15 protein-coding genes are annotated in these 15679 nt (G+C 37.8%); 2 read left to right on the top strand and 13 right to left on the bottom strand.

Annotated features, from left to right (window positions below; genetic code table 11):
* Window positions 1–123: 123 nt before the first annotated feature.
* The 3 genes from V7124_RS23730 to V7124_RS23720 form a co-directional block, all read right to left on the bottom strand.
* On the bottom strand, window positions 124–1296 hold the full coding sequence (locus V7124_RS23730; protein WP_335494033.1) for an acetoin utilization protein AcuC: 1173 nt from the start codon (window positions 1294–1296) through the stop codon (window positions 124–126).
* Window positions 1293–1940: an acetoin utilization AcuB family protein gene (locus V7124_RS23725; RefSeq protein ID WP_335494031.1), complete on the bottom strand. Its 648-nt coding sequence runs from the start codon at window positions 1938–1940 to the stop codon at window positions 1293–1295. The genes V7124_RS23730 and V7124_RS23725 overlap by 4 nt, the downstream gene beginning before the upstream one ends.
* Window positions 1941–2178: 238 nt before the next feature.
* Complete coding sequence (locus V7124_RS23720; protein WP_335410916.1) at window positions 2179–2811, bottom strand: GNAT family N-acetyltransferase; 633 nt, start codon at window positions 2809–2811, stop codon at window positions 2179–2181.
* Between the two features lie 160 nt (window positions 2812–2971).
* On the opposite strand from V7124_RS23720, the gene acsA reads away from it, so the two are divergent.
* Complete coding sequence (gene acsA, locus V7124_RS23715; protein WP_335494029.1) at window positions 2972–4690, top strand: acetate--CoA ligase; 1719 nt, start codon at window positions 2972–2974, stop codon at window positions 4688–4690.
* Window positions 4691–4733: 43 nt separating this feature from the next.
* On the opposite strand, the gene ccpA is transcribed toward acsA, so the two are convergent.
* The 5 genes from ccpA to V7124_RS23690 all read right to left on the bottom strand — a co-directional run bounded on the left by ccpA (window position 4734) and on the right by V7124_RS23690 (window position 8744).
* Window positions 4734–5732, bottom strand: coding sequence for a catabolite control protein A (gene ccpA, locus V7124_RS23710; protein WP_335410920.1), 999 nt, complete (start codon window positions 5730–5732; stop codon window positions 4734–4736).
* 263 nt (window positions 5733–5995) lie between these two features.
* Window positions 5996–7072, bottom strand: coding sequence for a bifunctional 3-deoxy-7-phosphoheptulonate synthase/chorismate mutase (locus tag V7124_RS23705; protein WP_335410922.1), 1077 nt, complete (start codon window positions 7070–7072; stop codon window positions 5996–5998).
* Between the two features lie 400 nt (window positions 7073–7472).
* Window positions 7473–7805 (bottom strand): bacillithiol system redox-active protein YtxJ, encoded by a 333-nt coding sequence (ytxJ, locus tag V7124_RS23700; RefSeq protein ID WP_335494027.1) that lies wholly within the window; start codon window positions 7803–7805, stop codon window positions 7473–7475.
* A 76-nt stretch (window positions 7806–7881) separates the two neighbouring features.
* The gene (locus tag V7124_RS23695) at window positions 7882–8250 is read right to left on the bottom strand and encodes a YtxH domain-containing protein (RefSeq protein ID WP_335419280.1); all 369 of its coding nucleotides are present in this window, start codon (window positions 8248–8250) and stop codon (window positions 7882–7884) included.
* A 32-nt stretch (window positions 8251–8282) separates the two neighbouring features.
* Window positions 8283–8744, bottom strand: coding sequence for a DUF948 domain-containing protein (locus tag V7124_RS23690; protein ID WP_335494024.1), 462 nt, complete (start codon window positions 8742–8744; stop codon window positions 8283–8285).
* A 215-nt stretch (window positions 8745–8959) separates the two neighbouring features.
* Here V7124_RS23690 and V7124_RS23685 point away from each other — a divergent pair, with 215 nt between their 5' ends.
* Window positions 8960–10075, top strand: coding sequence for an aminopeptidase (locus V7124_RS23685; protein WP_335494021.1), 1116 nt, complete (start codon window positions 8960–8962; stop codon window positions 10073–10075).
* 43 nt (window positions 10076–10118) lie between these two features.
* Here V7124_RS23685 and murC read toward each other — a convergent pair whose 3' ends face one another.
* The 5 genes from murC to V7124_RS23660 all read right to left on the bottom strand — a co-directional run bounded on the left by murC (window position 10119) and on the right by V7124_RS23660 (window position 15652).
* Window positions 10119–11420, bottom strand: coding sequence for a UDP-N-acetylmuramate--L-alanine ligase (murC, locus tag V7124_RS23680; protein ID WP_335494019.1), 1302 nt, complete (start codon window positions 11418–11420; stop codon window positions 10119–10121).
* 252 nt (window positions 11421–11672) lie between these two features.
* Window positions 11673–13922 (bottom strand): DNA translocase FtsK, encoded by a 2250-nt coding sequence (locus V7124_RS23675; protein WP_335494017.1) that lies wholly within the window; start codon window positions 13920–13922, stop codon window positions 11673–11675.
* A 93-nt stretch (window positions 13923–14015) separates the two neighbouring features.
* The gene (locus tag V7124_RS23670) at window positions 14016–14828 is read right to left on the bottom strand and encodes a DUF1444 domain-containing protein (protein WP_335419411.1); all 813 of its coding nucleotides are present in this window, start codon (window positions 14826–14828) and stop codon (window positions 14016–14018) included.
* 84 nt (window positions 14829–14912) lie between these two features.
* Entirely contained in the window at window positions 14913–15227 is a 315-nt protein-coding gene (locus V7124_RS23665) for a thioredoxin family protein (protein WP_335419294.1), read from the bottom strand.
* 14 nt (window positions 15228–15241) lie between these two features.
* A complete protein-coding gene (locus V7124_RS23660) occupies window positions 15242–15652 on the bottom strand; it encodes a hypothetical protein (RefSeq protein ID WP_335494014.1) in 411 nt (136 codons plus the stop codon).
* Window positions 15653–15679: the final 27 nt, after the last annotated feature.

Below are 15679 nucleotides of genomic sequence, written 5' to 3'. Positions count from 1 at the left end.
GCTATCCGCCAGTATTTCTGCCCATACGCCAGTATTTCTGCCTATACGCCAGTATTTCTGCCCATACGCCAGTATTTCTGCCCATACGCCAGTATTTCCGCCTATACGCCAGTATTTGCAACTTTATGACGATTCACTTTTTTGATGATTTCTGATTGGATAGAGTGCTTTTTCAAGAGTAAGTAAATTCTTTTCGGTTATTTCAGCCTTCCTAGGGATCGGCTTGTACATATCATTTGGGTCATCCCAATTCATAGGAAGAGTAAAAGGTGCCTTATCCTGCCAGTGGTTAAGCCAATCCTGCGGTAAACTTCCACAACAGTTTGAGTTTTCAGTCATTTCCATCCAGATAAGTGCCCAAGCCCTTGGAACAACCCGCCAAATATCATAGCCACCGCCGCCAACGGCAATCCATTTACCTCCACAATATTGATGGGCAATTTCATGTGCGAGTTTTGGAATTTCACGATAGATCTTCATGGTGGCTGATAAATGTGTAAGGGGATCATAATAATGGGAGTCTGCTCCATTTTGAGTCAGAATAATATCAGGTTTAAAAAATTCAGCTACTTCCCTTAGTGATTGAGTATAAGCATGCAGCCATGAGTCATCCTCAGTAAATGCATCCACTGGAATATTAAAGGAATAACCATAACCCTCTCCCTGCCCTCTTTCGTTAACATTACCTGTTCCAGGAAACAAGTATCTCCCTGTTTCATGAATGGATAAGGTACAGACATTGGGATCATCGTAAAAGGACCATTGGACACCATCTCCGTGATGGGCATCTGTATCTACATAAAGAACCCTTGCATGATATTTATTCTGCAAATATTTAATAGCTACTGAACTATCATTGTAAATGCAAAATCCAGAAGCTTTTCCCCGAAAACCATGGTGCAATCCACCTCCAAGATGAAGGGAGTGAAGAGACTGGCCAGTCATTACTTGATCGACAGCCGTTAATGTCCCTCCCACCAAAAGAGCGCTTGCTTCATGCATATTAGGGAAAATAGGTGTATCTTCCGTTCCTAATCCATAGTTTTCGGCCACTGTTTGTGAAAGCTGTCCATGCCCTGCCATTTTTACAGCTTCAATATAGCTAGGGTCATGAATAAGGCTAAGTTCTTCCTCTGTTGCCATTCTCGGAGGAACCACATGCCTTTGGTCAAGAGCATTTAATCTATGTAACAAATCTACAGTTAGCTTAAGTCGAAACTGATTAAATGGATGATCACTGTTGAATTTATATTTTAATAGCTCTTCTGAAAAGATAAATGAACATTGGTTAATCATTGGGGAACACCTGGCAGATTGGGCCATAAAACATCATGACCAGATTGTTTTAAATCCTGAATAAGAGCAATTGGATTCATCGTTTGCAGCCTTATAACAAGTATTTTAAATTGATCATCTTTTTTGTCCGGGTATACAAGAACACTCAGAATATTCGCTTTCCGACCTTTGATGATGCTAGTAATCTCACTTAGCTTTCCAGCAAGATTAGGCACCCTGATTTCAATTTGGGACCCAGGCTGGTGGGCACCAGTCAACTCGACAAGTGTTCTTAATAAATCTGTTTCTGTAACAATTCCAACAAGTTTCTGATTGTTTGTAATAGGTAAGCAGCTGATTTTATGCTCATAAAAAACAGCTGCAATTTCTTCAACAAAATCAAGTGGATGACCTGTGATTACGTCCTTTTTCATTATGGTTTCAACAGGTTTTTGTAAATCATCCAAATGTTCGTCAGCTCGAAATATAGAAGGTGCAGCATCACGAATATCCGATAACGTTACAATACCAACAAGCTGTTGATCTGCATTAATAACAGGTATATGACGAATTCTTTTTATTTCCATTAATCTCATTGTATCAGCAATTGAAACGTTAGGAGTAACCGTAATAATCTCGGTTTTCATTATCTCTTCCACTATCATCCAAAATGCCCCCTCAAATTTAATCGTTACATCTCAGGTGAGTTTTGTATTAATTGCTGCTTTTGTAACGATTGTTGTTAAAATCCTAAAGCCGATTTTAACGTGGAAATAGTTATTTTGCACCATTGAAATTAGTTTGCTAGCTCTTTTCTTATTAGATTTTTTCTGTTTTCGGTGAAAACACAGAAAAATCATTATTTCATTATAAAAAGCAACAAAGCTTAAGAAAAGAGCCTTATTAATACATAAAACGGTTCATAAAACGAAGACGATCGAATCTTTGAATGGTTTCTACATCTACCCTTTTTCCGATTTTCGCCATCAAACAGTTAGCTGGATGTGAACAAATCTCTGGGTCATCCGTTGCATACCACTCCAGACCGCCAGCATTCATCATTTTTTCCATGATTTTTCGATACTCCCAAACATTTAAACCTGTTCCCTTTAAATCCCAATGCCAATAATATTCTGTTGTTATAATTAAATAATCCTCCATAGCATCATCCATCATCGATACTGTAAGCAAATTTTTCCCCACCGCACAGCCTCTAAATTGAGGAATCACTTCAATGGCACCTAATTCAATTAAATTATCCATTTTGTCTTCCGACCATCTTTCAAGCGGGTCCGGAAATAGGTAGGTCACATAACCAACGATGGTATGGTGATGTCTTGCGATAATAATCCGCCCTTCTTCGAGTTGTGCGATCCCAACCAAAGCTTGATGCTGCTGTTCTGGGGGACGAAAAGCGGTAAGATGTTCATGAAATTCATAACCAGCAAGTTTATCCGAAGAAATCGGACCTTCAATAATTAAATTTCCATGGGGCGTTTTCAATTCTTTAGCATTATACGTTTTTTTATGTTCCATTACTTCACCGCCTGAAAAATCTTCGCATACCAATTCCATTATACAGAATTTTTGTCATTTTTTATGTGTCAGAAACAAATTTATTAAAAAGATTTTTAAAATTGAGAATAGTATATATTTGTACTATAATTATCTCATACTAGCACAAGGGGGAAATGGAATGAAAGTGGAGAAACTGCCAGTTATGCAAGGGGAGCATAATTTAGCTAATTATGAAGAAAAGTATAAGACCTTCAATTGGGAGGAAACGGAGAAGGAATTCTCTTGGTATGAAACAGGTCTTGTGAATATGGCATATGAGGCAATCGACCGCCACACAGAAACTTTTCGAAAGAATAAAATAGCCCTTTATTATCGTGATAATACCAGAAATGAAAAGTACACCTACAAAGAAATGAAAGAGCTTTCAAATAAAGCTGGAAATGTCCTAAAAACATATGGAGATGTAGAAAAGGGAGACCGCGTTTTTATTTTTATGCCACGATCCCCTGAGTTATATTTTACTGTTTTGGGAGCTATTAAGCTTGGAGCGATTGTCGGTCCATTATTCGAGGCCTTCATGGAAGGGGCAGTAAGAGATCGTTTACAGGATAGTGAAGCAAAAGTTCTAGTGACCACTCCTGAACTGTTAGAACGTGTACCTGTTGATGAGCTGCCGTCATTAAAACATATTTTCCTTATCGGCCAAAATGTCGAAGAAAAAGGACTTTATGTTGACTTTTTGAAAAGGTTTGAAGGAGCAAGCAACCAATTAAGAATTGAATGGGTTGATCGCACAGATGGTCTCATTCTTCATTATACTTCTGGTTCAACTGGTAAACCTAAAGGGGTACTGCATGTACATAATGCAATGATTCAACAATATCAAACAGCTAAATGGGTATTGGATTTAAAAGAAGAAGATGTTTATTGGTGTACGGCTGACCCAGGCTGGGTTACAGGGACGTCTTACGGTATTTTTGGACCATGGTTAACTGGAACATCAAATGTCATTGTCGGTGGTCGCTTTAGCCCTGATACTTGGTACAAAATGATTGAAGACTTCGGAGTAACTGTTTGGTACAGTGCCCCAACTGCTTTCCGAATGTTAATGGGTGCAGGAGATGAAATTGTAAAGAAATACAATCTAAGCAGCCTTCGCCATGTTTTAAGTGTTGGTGAGCCTTTAAATCCTGAGGTAGTAAAATGGGGTGTAAAAGTTTTTAACAAAAGAATTCACGATAATTGGTGGATGACTGAGACTGGAGCACAGCTTATAAGTAACTATGCATGTATGGAAATTAAACCTGGTTCAATGGGTAAACCGATTCCTGGTGTCGTAGCTGCAATCGTCGATGACCAAGGGAATGAACTTCCACCATATCGTATGGGAAATCTTGCGATTAAAAAGGGGTGGCCATCGATGATGTATTCGATTTGGAACAACCCTGCAAAGTATGATTCTTATTTTATGCCAAGCGGCTGGTATTTCTCTGGCGATTCAGCATACATGGATGAAGATGGATACTTCTGGTTCCAAGGTCGTGTCGATGATGTTATTATGACCGCTGGTGAACGCGTTGGACCATTTGAAGTAGAAAGTAAGCTAATTGAGCATCCGGCTATTGCAGAGGCTGGTGTTATCGGTAAGCCCGACCCAGTTCGCGGGGAAATTATTAAAGCATTTATTGCCCTAAGAGAGGGCTATGTCGCATCTGATGAACTTAAGGAAGAAATCAGACTGTTTGTCAAAAAAGGACTAGCAGCTCATGCAGCTCCAAGAGAAATTGACTTCCGTGATAAATTGCCAAAAACAAGAAGTGGTAAAATTATGAGACGTGTCCTAAAGGCATGGGAGCTCAACTTACCAACAGGTGACCTTTCAACAATGGAGGATTAAATAACGAAAGGAAGCGTCCATTAGGCGCTTCCTTTTTTATCTTTTATTTAGTTGAATTACGGTGTTCAATACGATGTGGCAATATGACAGTTTGCTCTTCTACCTCTTCTTTGTTCATAAGTTTAGTTAGCAAACGCATGGCGACAGCACCAATATCGTATAATGGCTGAACCACTGTGGTCAATTGAGGGCGTACCATTAGTGAAAGCCTAGTATTATCTGACGTAATTACCTCAAAGTCCTCAGGGATTTTATAGCCTTTATCCTCCGCACCATGAACGACACCAAGTGCCATTTCATCTGATCCAACTAGTATCGCAGTTGGTCTGTTAGTTGCTTCTAATAATTTTTCAAATGCCTCTAATCCAGAATCATAGGTGTAATCACCTTCTACAATAAGTTCTTCATTAAAAGCTAATCCAGCTTCAACAATAGCACGTTGATAACCCTTAAGTTTTTTGTGGATATTTTTTGGCTCTTGTAAAGGTCCAATGACAAATGCAATATTTTTATGACCTTTGTCAATAAATTCCTTCACTGATTCATATACGGCTTGCTCATAATTTATATTAACAGAAGGAATCTTACCTGATTCCTCAATTGATCCCGCTAATACAATTGGTACAGGTGACTTTTCGAATTCTACTACATGTTCGCCTGTAATGTTTCCGCTCATAAATACAATACCATCAACCTGTTTTCCTAACATGGTATTTAATAAGTGGAATTCTTTTTCTATATTCTGGTCAGAATTGCTTAAAATAATATTGTACTTATACATGGTTGCGATATCTTCAATACCGCGTGCTAGTTCTGCAAAAAAGATATTCGAAATGTCAGGAATCACTACCCCAACCGTTGTTGTCTTTTTGCTGGCCAATCCTCTTGCAACCGCATTTGGACGATAGCCGAGTCTTTCAATGACCTCTAATACTTTCTTTCGAGTAACTGGCTTTACATTTGGATTTCCATTGACTACACGTGAAACGGTTGCCATTGAAACATTTGCTTCACGAGCAACATCATAAATTGTAATATTCACGTTTAACACTCTCCTTAGACACTATACGTATTTTCTTTATTTTACAGCAATTTTCGATAATCTAGTCACTTTTTTATCTAGCTTCAGCGCCTTGTCCCCTGAGGTCGCTTCACTTTTCTATTTGTGATAAAGTATACAATCTTTAATTATGTATTTAATCATACGATAAGAACGGTCAAGTCGCAATCAAATTTGTTCTCGTTTTCAGCAATTTCAATAAAAAAGGCCTTCTGCAAACAAATACAGAAGGTCCTTTCTATCCTCTAAATTCTAACGAGGTTGGAAGCGAGTAGTTCACTATAAAAAGTATTAAACTGATCAAGGTTCATTTGTTGCTGAGAATCTGATAGTGCTACCGCTGGATCTGGATGAACTTCTGCCATAACGCCATCGGCACCAATCGCAAGTGCAGCTTTTGCACATGGAAGGAGTAAGTCTCTCCTACCTGTTGAGTGCGTAACGTCGACCATTACTGGTAAGTGTGTTTCTTGCTTAAGAATAGGGACTGCAGAAATATCAAGCGTATTTCTGGTTGCCCGTTCATATGTTCGAATTCCACGTTCACAAAGAATAATTTGCCCATTTCCTTGTGCCATAATATATTCCGCAGCATTAATAAATTCTTCAATCGTAGCTGCAATCCCACGCTTTAAAAGAACAGGCTTATTTACTGCACCTGCAGCTTTTAACAATTCAAAGTTTTGCATGTTACGGGCACCAATTTGGATAACATCAATATAATCAATCGCCATTTCAATATCTGCTGGATTTACAATCTCACTAATAACGGCCATATCATATTCAACTGCTACTCTTTTTAAGATTTTTAAGCCTTCAACACCCAAGCCTTGAAAATCATATGGAGAAGTTCTAGGTTTATAGGCACCGCCGCGAAGCAGCTTTAAACCTTTTTCTTTCATTGCTTTAGCAACAGTTGCGACCTGCTCATAAGATTCGACTGCACATGGACCAAAAACAAAATGCTGTTTTCCGTCACCGATTGTTTCACCTTTTAAATTAACAATGGTATTTTCAGGTTTCTTTTTTCTAGAGACAAGAAGTGCTTTTTGATGATCATCTTTTTGCAAATCTAGTCCAGCCTTAAAAATTTCCTTGAACAAATGGTCAATGGTTGCATTATCGAATGGTCCATCGTTGTTCTCTTTAATCACATCCAGCATTTTTCTTTCACGAACTGGGTCGTATTTATAAACACCTTGTGTTTCTTTTGCTTTCCCAATCTCTTGGACGAGTTGAGCTCTTTCATTAATCAGCTTTAACAGTTCTAAGTTAAGATTATCGACACGAGTCCTTAATTGTTCCAAATTACTATTGCCCACTTTTTTGTCCCCGTCCTTTCAATAGCTTGACAGATTATCGAATACTGCCAGCCTGCTCCCAAATTTTTAACAATTTGGCTCTTTTAAACTTAGTTGTTGATTTCCGTTCCAGGCACTTCGCTTTCCGCGGGCGACCGCCGAGCCTCCTCGACACTGCGTGTCTGCGGGGTCTCGCCTGTTTCGCTTCTCCCGCAGGAGTCTTCGTGCCTTCCACTACAATCAACAAGTGGCAAAAATCAACATTATTCTTTAACAAAGCCAACAATTTTATAATTAGGATTATTATATCTAAAAAGAACTTTATTGTCACGACTTTTTTCTTTAATGATTAAACGCTTTTAAGCACTAAAGTAAAGTGTGGTATACTAAGTCATTCTATGTGGAATTTTTACAATGTTGCCTATAAATTTTCACCTTTTGCATTTTTCAAGGACCGATTGGTAATTTTCCAGTGTGATGCATTCCAAATTGCCTCGCCTTTATTAAATAGAAGGACTTGTGGTGATTCATGTTTAATTTCAAATTTCTCGGCAATCTCATTAGAAAGTGGACGTGCATCTTGAACGGCTAAATAATACGTTGGGACACTTTCATCTTCTCCTGCGTATTTTTGATACTCCTTATAGGCCGCGTCACTAATTGGGCATGTTAAACTATGTTTTAACAGAAAAAATTGATCTTCTTGGTTCAGGACGTCCTCAAATTGTTCTAGTGTATCTATTTTTTTTAACATATTCTTACCTCCAAAAAAAGTAAATGGTGAAGTCATTTTATCACTTCACCATTTCTGTTACAAATATTAAGATTTTTTAATGGGTTACTTTATATTCTTCCTCTTCAAACGCTTTTTTAGCTTCTTCTAATTTTTTTCTTATGGCTAGTTCATCTACAGAACCTTCTCGATTTGTTTTTGGCACTTCACCGATTGGAATATAGTAATCCTCTTCTACTTCAACTGGCGTCTTTGTTTTATTCATTAATTGGACCGTTTTTTCTTTTAGTGTCCCCGCTTGGTTGTTAAGCGTGCTTCGAAGCTCCTTCCCTGTTTTGGGGGCTAAGAAGATTGCAGCTGCTGCACCTACTAAACCGCCAATCAGTGCTCCTAATAAAAAACTGCTTGAGGAGTCTTCACTTTTACTTTGATTTGTTTCTCGTGTTTCGTAATCTTTACTACTCATTATGGATTCCTCCCTTATATTATAAAAATTTTCTATCTTGACCTTACCCTTTTCATTTCTTCGAGATTACTCTCTTTTTTCGCTTCCTTCTTAGCATTCCATTTATCCTTTAGTTCAAGGAAAACATTACTCCATTGAACTATTTGAGATATTTTTTCTTTGTTTTCTTCTACCTGTATATCAAATGAATCTGTTAGATTTTTTAACGTCCCATTGAATTTAGTTACGGTCGACCCGACGTCCTTTACCGCAGTGACAACACTCGTTAAACTTTTTGACTTTTCTTGAATATCATCAGCAAGTGCGTTTGTTTTCTGTAAAAGTGCAGTTGTTTCTTGTGTGACTCCGTCCAACTGTTTTTCTACTCCTATAAGCGTTTTTGAAACACTTGACAGGGTTTCCTGGAGAGAGTTTAGAGTTCTTACTAAATAAATGACAAGCACTAAAAACGCAATCGCAATCAAAGCGATGCTTAAGTATAAAATAATTACCATTTCGTATTACCTCCGCTTATTTACCTTATGTATTACCTAACAATTGCTCGATTAAACGTAATAGGTATCATATACTACTTCAAGATGATTGTCTCATTTTCCTGCAAAGGATTACAATACGTTTTACTTTTAAATTAAAAATTTATCACAACCTGATGTAATCGGTTAAAATAGAATATGTATATTAAAAATTTCTTTTTTTGGAGGGATATGACATGAAAGATCCTCGTATTGAAAAACTAGCTAAGAATTTAATTAATTACTCGGTGGCACTGCAAAAGGGTGAAAAGGTTTTGATCGAAAACTTTGGCCTGCAGCGTGAGCTAGTAACAGCACTTGTTAAGGAAGCATATCTCGCAGGTGGATATCCTTTTGTCCTACTAAAAGATCAACAAGTAGACCGTGCTTTATTGCTTGGAGCACAGGAAGAGCAATACAATATGATTGCAGATTTTGAAGCAAATGTAATGGAAAAAATGGATGCATACATAGGGCTGCGCTCTGGTGATAACATTAACGAGCAGGCTGACGTGCCCGACGATAAGGTAAAGATTCATGGGAATACGATTGGTAAAAAGGTTCATCGTGACATCCGTGTACCGAAAACAAAATGGGTTGTCCTTCGCTATCCAACAGCAAACATGGCTCAGTTAGCGAAAATGAGTACGGAGGCGTTTGAGGACTTCTATTTTGACGTTTGTAATTTGGATTATGGAAAAATGGATAAAGCGATGGACAGCCTTGCTGAATTAATGAACCGCACTGACAAAGTACGTCTAAAAGGTCCTGGAACTGACCTTAGCTTCTCGATTAAGGATATCCCCGCAATTAAGTGTGCTGGTCTAGCGAATATCCCGGATGGCGAGGTTTATACAGCTCCTGTACGTAATTCAGTAAACGGTGTTATTACCTATAATACCCCATCCCCTTACCAAGGCTTTACGTTTGAAAATGTAAAACTAACCTTTAAGGACGGTAAAATTGCTGAGGCAATTGCCAATGATACAGAACGTATTAATAAAATATTTGATACGGATGAAGGGGCACGATATGTTGGGGAGTTTGCCATCGGTGTAAATCCATATATCTTAAACCCAATGCAGGATATTTTATTCGACGAAAAAATTGCCGGCAGCTTCCACTTTACACCAGGGCAATGCTATGATGAGGCTTTTAATGGTAATCATTCTAATATTCACTGGGATATGGTAAACATTCAGCGTCCGGAATACGGCGGGGGAGAGATTTATTTCGATGATGTGTTGATCCGTAAAGACGGTCTTTTCGTTATCCCTGAACTTGAAGGACTAAATCCTAATAACCTAAAGTAAATTCAAAAAAGGATGTCCGTATGGTTACGGACATCCTTTTTTGTTATAAGGTAAGTTGGTTTTCATAGGATTCCTGGAATTTTTGAATATCTCCCGCACCCATAAAAATGATCACACTATCTCGGTGTTTCTCAAGTATAGAAGTATTTTCTTCAGACAAAATTTCTGCACCTTCAATTTTATTTTGTAAATCATTAATCGTCAATTTACCGTGATTTTCCCGAGCAGAACCAAAAATTTCACATAAATAGGTCTTATCTGCTAACCGCAAGCTTTTTGCAAAATCCTCAAGAAATGCTTGGGTCCGCGAAAACGTATGAGGCTGAAACACAGCTACAACTTCACGATCTGGATATTTTTGATTGGCAGCATCAATGGTCGCTTTAATTTCTGTCGGATGATGTGCATAATCATCAATCAAAATTTGTGATCCAATTTTTTTCTCTGTAAATCTTCGTTTCACTCCTTGGAAACTGCTCAATTGTTCCTTAACAATCGAAACATCTATTTCCTCATAGTGACACACGCCAATGACAGCAAGCGCATTTAACACACTGTGCTCACCGAATGTAGGAATCGTAAATGTGTCGTAGAATGTATTACGAATGAATACATCAAAGGTCGTTCCACTTGTAGTTTTGACAAGATTTTTGGCTTGGTAGTCATTTTCCTCATCAAAACCATAAAACAAGACTGGGACCTTTGCTTGAATTTTTTGAAGCTGTTCATCATCCCCGTATGCGAATATCCCCTTCTTAACTTGAACGGCCATTTCCTGAAATGCAGAAAAGACATCATCAATATTGGCAAAATAATCAGGGTGATCAAAATCAATGTTAGTCATAATTGCATAGTCTGGAAAATAAGACAAAAAGTGTCTTCTATATTCACATGCTTCGAAAACAAAATATTTAGAGCCTTCCTCGCCCTTACCTGTCCCGTCACCAATTAAAAACGAAGTTGGCTTTGCACCTTGAATAACATGGGCAAGCAGACCAGTTGTAGACGTTTTACCGTGTGCACCCGTAACGGCTACACTCGTAAAACTTTGCATAAAATCGCCTAAAAATTTATGGTAACGAATAATTGGTAATCCGAGCTTCATAGCCTCTTGAATTTCCTCATGTGTATCAGGAAAAGCATTACCAGCAATAATCGTCAACCCTGGTTTAATGTTTTCCTTTTGAAAGGGGAGAATCTTTATTCCTGATTCTTCAAGGGCTAGTTGAGTAAAAAAGTGCTTTTCGACATCGGAGCCTTGTACATCGAAATTCATATTATGGAGAACTTGTGCTAATGCACTCATTCCTGACCCCTTTATACCTACAAAATGGTAAATAGTCATGTAAAGAACCTCCAACCAACGTCTATCTGTAAAACAGTATATGACATCTATCTTGAAATGCTAATAACGAAAAGCAGAAGCGCCCTAGGCGCTGCAGCTAGACAAAATTTAAAACGAAACACATTGGTGCTTTAATTTGCTAACGCACAAAATTCTATACGCAAATCACATTTAAGTATTATAACATGGTTTATCAATAAAAACTATTTGATACCTTATTTTTTGTTCATTTGATCAAAACTAAACAAAAAATTAATTCATTGTACCCGACTCATGCATGGACTCCAAGTCTGATTCTGTAATCAAGACTTCTCGCGGCTTGCTGCCATTTGCACTTGTAATAAAACCATTCGATTCGAGCATATCCATAAGTCTTGCCGCACGGTTATAACCGATTTTAAATCTACGCTGTAAGCTAGAGGTTGAGGCAAGTCCCTGCTCAATAATAAATTCACAGGCTTCATAGAAGAGCTCATCTTCATCCTCTGTAATCTGTGCCTTTTTCAATAATTCCTCTTGTTCAAATAAATAATCAGGCTCTCGCTGCTCTCTGACGTGGCCAACAACAAGGTCAATTTCCTCGTCTGACACATAAGTTCCTTGGAGACGAACTGGTTTTGAAGAGCCATTCTCTAAAAAGAGCATATCTCCCCGTCCAAGTAATTTCTCAGCACCACTAATATCAATGATCGTCCGGGAATCGACCTGTGAAGAAACAGAAAAGGCAATCCGTGTAGGGATGTTCGCTTTAATTAGACCAGTAATAACGTCCACCGATGGTCTTTGGGTAGCGACAATTAAATGAATACCACATGCTCTTGCTTTTTGAGCAATCCTGCAAATCGCCTCTTCAACATCGGCGGGTGACATCATCATTAAATCTGCTAATTCATCAATAATGATGACAATAAACGGTAATTTATCAGCGTATTGTTTATGTTTAATTGCTAGTTCATTAAATCTAGTGATGTCACGAACTCCTGTATGGGCAAATAACTCGTAGCGCCTCTCCATTTCATCCACAGCCCATTTCAAGGATGCCGTAGCTGCCTTCACATCTGTAATAACTGGACTAACTAGATGCGGGATACGATTGTATGGAGCAAGTTCTACCATTTTAGGGTCGATTAATAATAACTTTAAATCATCCGGACTTGCTTTAAACAATAAACTTACTAAGATGGTGTTAATACATACACTTTTTCCGGAACCTGTAGCCCCTGCAATTAATCCATGGGGCATTTTATTTAGATCAGTAACAATCGGTTTTCCGGAAATATCTAGACCTAGGACAGCTGTTAACGGAGATGCTGACTCACGGAAAACTGCGCTCTGAATAATTTCATTGATTAAAACTGGCCGTGATTTCTGGTTAGGGACCTCAATGCCAATTGTATGTTTACCTGGAATCGGTGCTTCAATCCGTATGTCTCTTGCTGCTAGGCTTAATTTGATATCATCGCTTAAGTTTGTTATTTTGTTTACCTTGACGCCCGGCTCCGGTTGGACTTCGAAACGTGTCACCGCTGGACCTTGAGTAACATTAACAACTTTTGCTCCCACATTAAAGTTTTGCAGGGTTTGATTTAAAAGCTCTTGTTGTTGGATTAACCAATCTGTGTCAGAATCAATTTTTACCGGTGGTTTCAACAAGTTCATTTTAGGAAACTCGTATTTGTCTGAACCTAAGATAGGTTTTTCCGTTTCTATCCGTTCGATATCAATTAATTTTATGGGTGACTCAATTGGTTCCTCGATTGGTGACTCAATCGGTTCCTCTATTACCTTTTCAGGAGGTAATACTTCCGTAGCCATTGTTATTTTTCTTTTGCTGTCTTCCCATTTTAATTTATCCTGTTTTAACATCATAACATTGAAAGGAAGGTGGGATCGTTTCGGCCTAGCTCTCTCTCTAGAATCCTGTATCTCTTCTTCAACTCTTGTTTCAATCTCTGCCACATCTTCTTTTATTTCAAACTCTTCAGATATCCCACCAGCAGCTTCATCAGCAATTAAAATCTCAGGGAATGACTCCGGCTCTAATGCAGCGGGACTCAAATCCATCTGTTTTTCAAACACATCATCAATAAAATGACTTAACTCATGTTCAACAACTTTTTCAGGATCTCTAGCGGGTCTGCTAAAACCAAAGATAGGTGAAGGTACCTCTGTCAGCTGGAATGGTTTTTTCTTAATGGGTGGTGCACTTATTTTATTTTCAATAACCGTTTTCGTTTGTGAACCTTCGTGGTCAGAATGTTGCACAACCCTTTTCTGTCGATTAGGTTTTACTGTTTTTTCAATTGAAACCTCTGGTTTTACGTGAAAGAGTTTTTTACCTTTTGGATACTGATATGAAATTTTAGTATCTAGGTGTTGACCACCCTCATGTATTTTATGAGGAATCGTCCTATCCTGCTGCTTGTTATGTATGTCATATTCAGCATATTCATCTACTTTGTCCTTTATATACTTTTTAAAAAAGTTTTGGATCCAGCTCAAAACTATCACTCTTTCTACAATTTCTATCACTCTATTTTAACAGGTATTATAAATTTTTCGACAAAAAATCTAAGAATAAGTAAAAAAGACCACTTATTGTGATCCTTTTCCATTCTTGTTGCCTGTTTTTCCTAAAATAAAAATCGGTTCTAGTTCGCCATCTTCATATAAAAATGATAAGGCTGTTATAGGTACACGGCCATTAGCGAAAAAGCTCATTGCCATTTGTGCGAGTACATCATAGCCCGTATTGTTTTGAATATCGGCAATGATTAAAACATCCTGATGGGGAACGGCAAGGACCATTGTTCCGGAAATTCTTTTTTGCATATCATTTAAAAAACCTTTATTTAATATTCTGCTTGCATCATAGCCATCGTTTGAATTTAGAAAATAAAACGTATTACCAGCAACTTGGTCTTCTTTCAAAGTTGTCTTCAATGACCTGACATTAAACAAGGCAATTTCTTTAATCCTGCTCGCCTGCCAACCTTCTTTTTCCATAATTCGTGCATCAATTAAACGGTAAGTTGTCCCCATATCAAAAGCGTAATATATTTTTGTTTCCGCTGTGTGTTCTTCTGTTAAAAAAGCAATACCCTCTTCCGCTTCTGTTGGAAAGGAAGTGGATCGGATTACCGGGAAAATCTTTTTCTCATGGTCCGTTAACTGGACTGTGTCCGTCATGGCCCTTAGTCCTTCTTCCACATAATAAACCACTTCATCAATTGCCTTATCATTCTCAGAATGCCACTTGGCAACAATACCTGCTAATGATATGGTAATTCCTTTCCCGATGGTTTTATGTTCGATTCGTAGTTGATCCAGTTTTCGGTCATATGTGAATAGCCGATCATCTCCAGCTAAGCGTGATTCTAATTCTCTTTTCATTTTAATGCTATCCATTTTCATGTTTATCCCTCCTTAACACTCCTTCATTGTACATGAAAAAACCTCCATCTCAAAAAAAGATGGAGGAGTTAACGTAAATTATTTTAATCCATTAATAAATTCTTCGATTTCCTCTTGTGTTTTCCGATCTTTACTTACAAAACGACCGAGTTCTTTGCCATTTTCAAATGCGATAAAACTAGGGATACCGTAAACCTCTAGCTGTTGGCATAAGTCAATAAACTGATCTCGATCAACATGAATAAAAGTGAATTCACTGTAATTTGCCTCTACCTCTGGAAGAATAGGCTCAATCACTCGACAATCAGGGCACCAGTTTGCAGAGAACATAAAAATCGTTTTTCCGCCATCGCGGAGTTGTTCAAATTGATCCATGGAAGCTAAATTTTTCATATTGTACGGGCTCCTTATCTATTTTCATTTACTACTGATTTAATCATTTGTGCCATCACTACAGCTTCATTTTTCATACTGCTTGTTTTAATCAGAGTGGTAATTTTTGTTCCACCGATACCAATCGTCATTTCATTCATATCTTCTTCGAGCTTTTTAATAATTAAAAATCCAAACTGATCGCTTTCCTTAAATTGCTCATTTACTTCTATATCTTTATTTTGTGCAATGGTTGATTGATAAACGACATCACTTCGTTTGTTTTCTTGCGGATTGTTAAAAAGTATATATTGTTTTGACCCATTTTTTAAAATAATATTATTTGGAGATTCCTCTGCAACTTCATAACCAAAGGGCAAATAGAAGTTAATATCTGCACTTTTTTTGTTTGGCTTTTTTGCTTTTTCATTAAGTGCATCTTTCACAACTTCAATCGTTTCCTTACTTTCTGC

Origin of the sequence: Neobacillus niacini, from assembly GCF_036961885.1 — a bacterium.
GTDB lineage: Bacteria > Bacillota > Bacilli > Bacillales > Cytobacillaceae > Neobacillus > Neobacillus niacini_H.
This window is presented reverse-complemented; position numbering and strand designations above follow the sequence as displayed.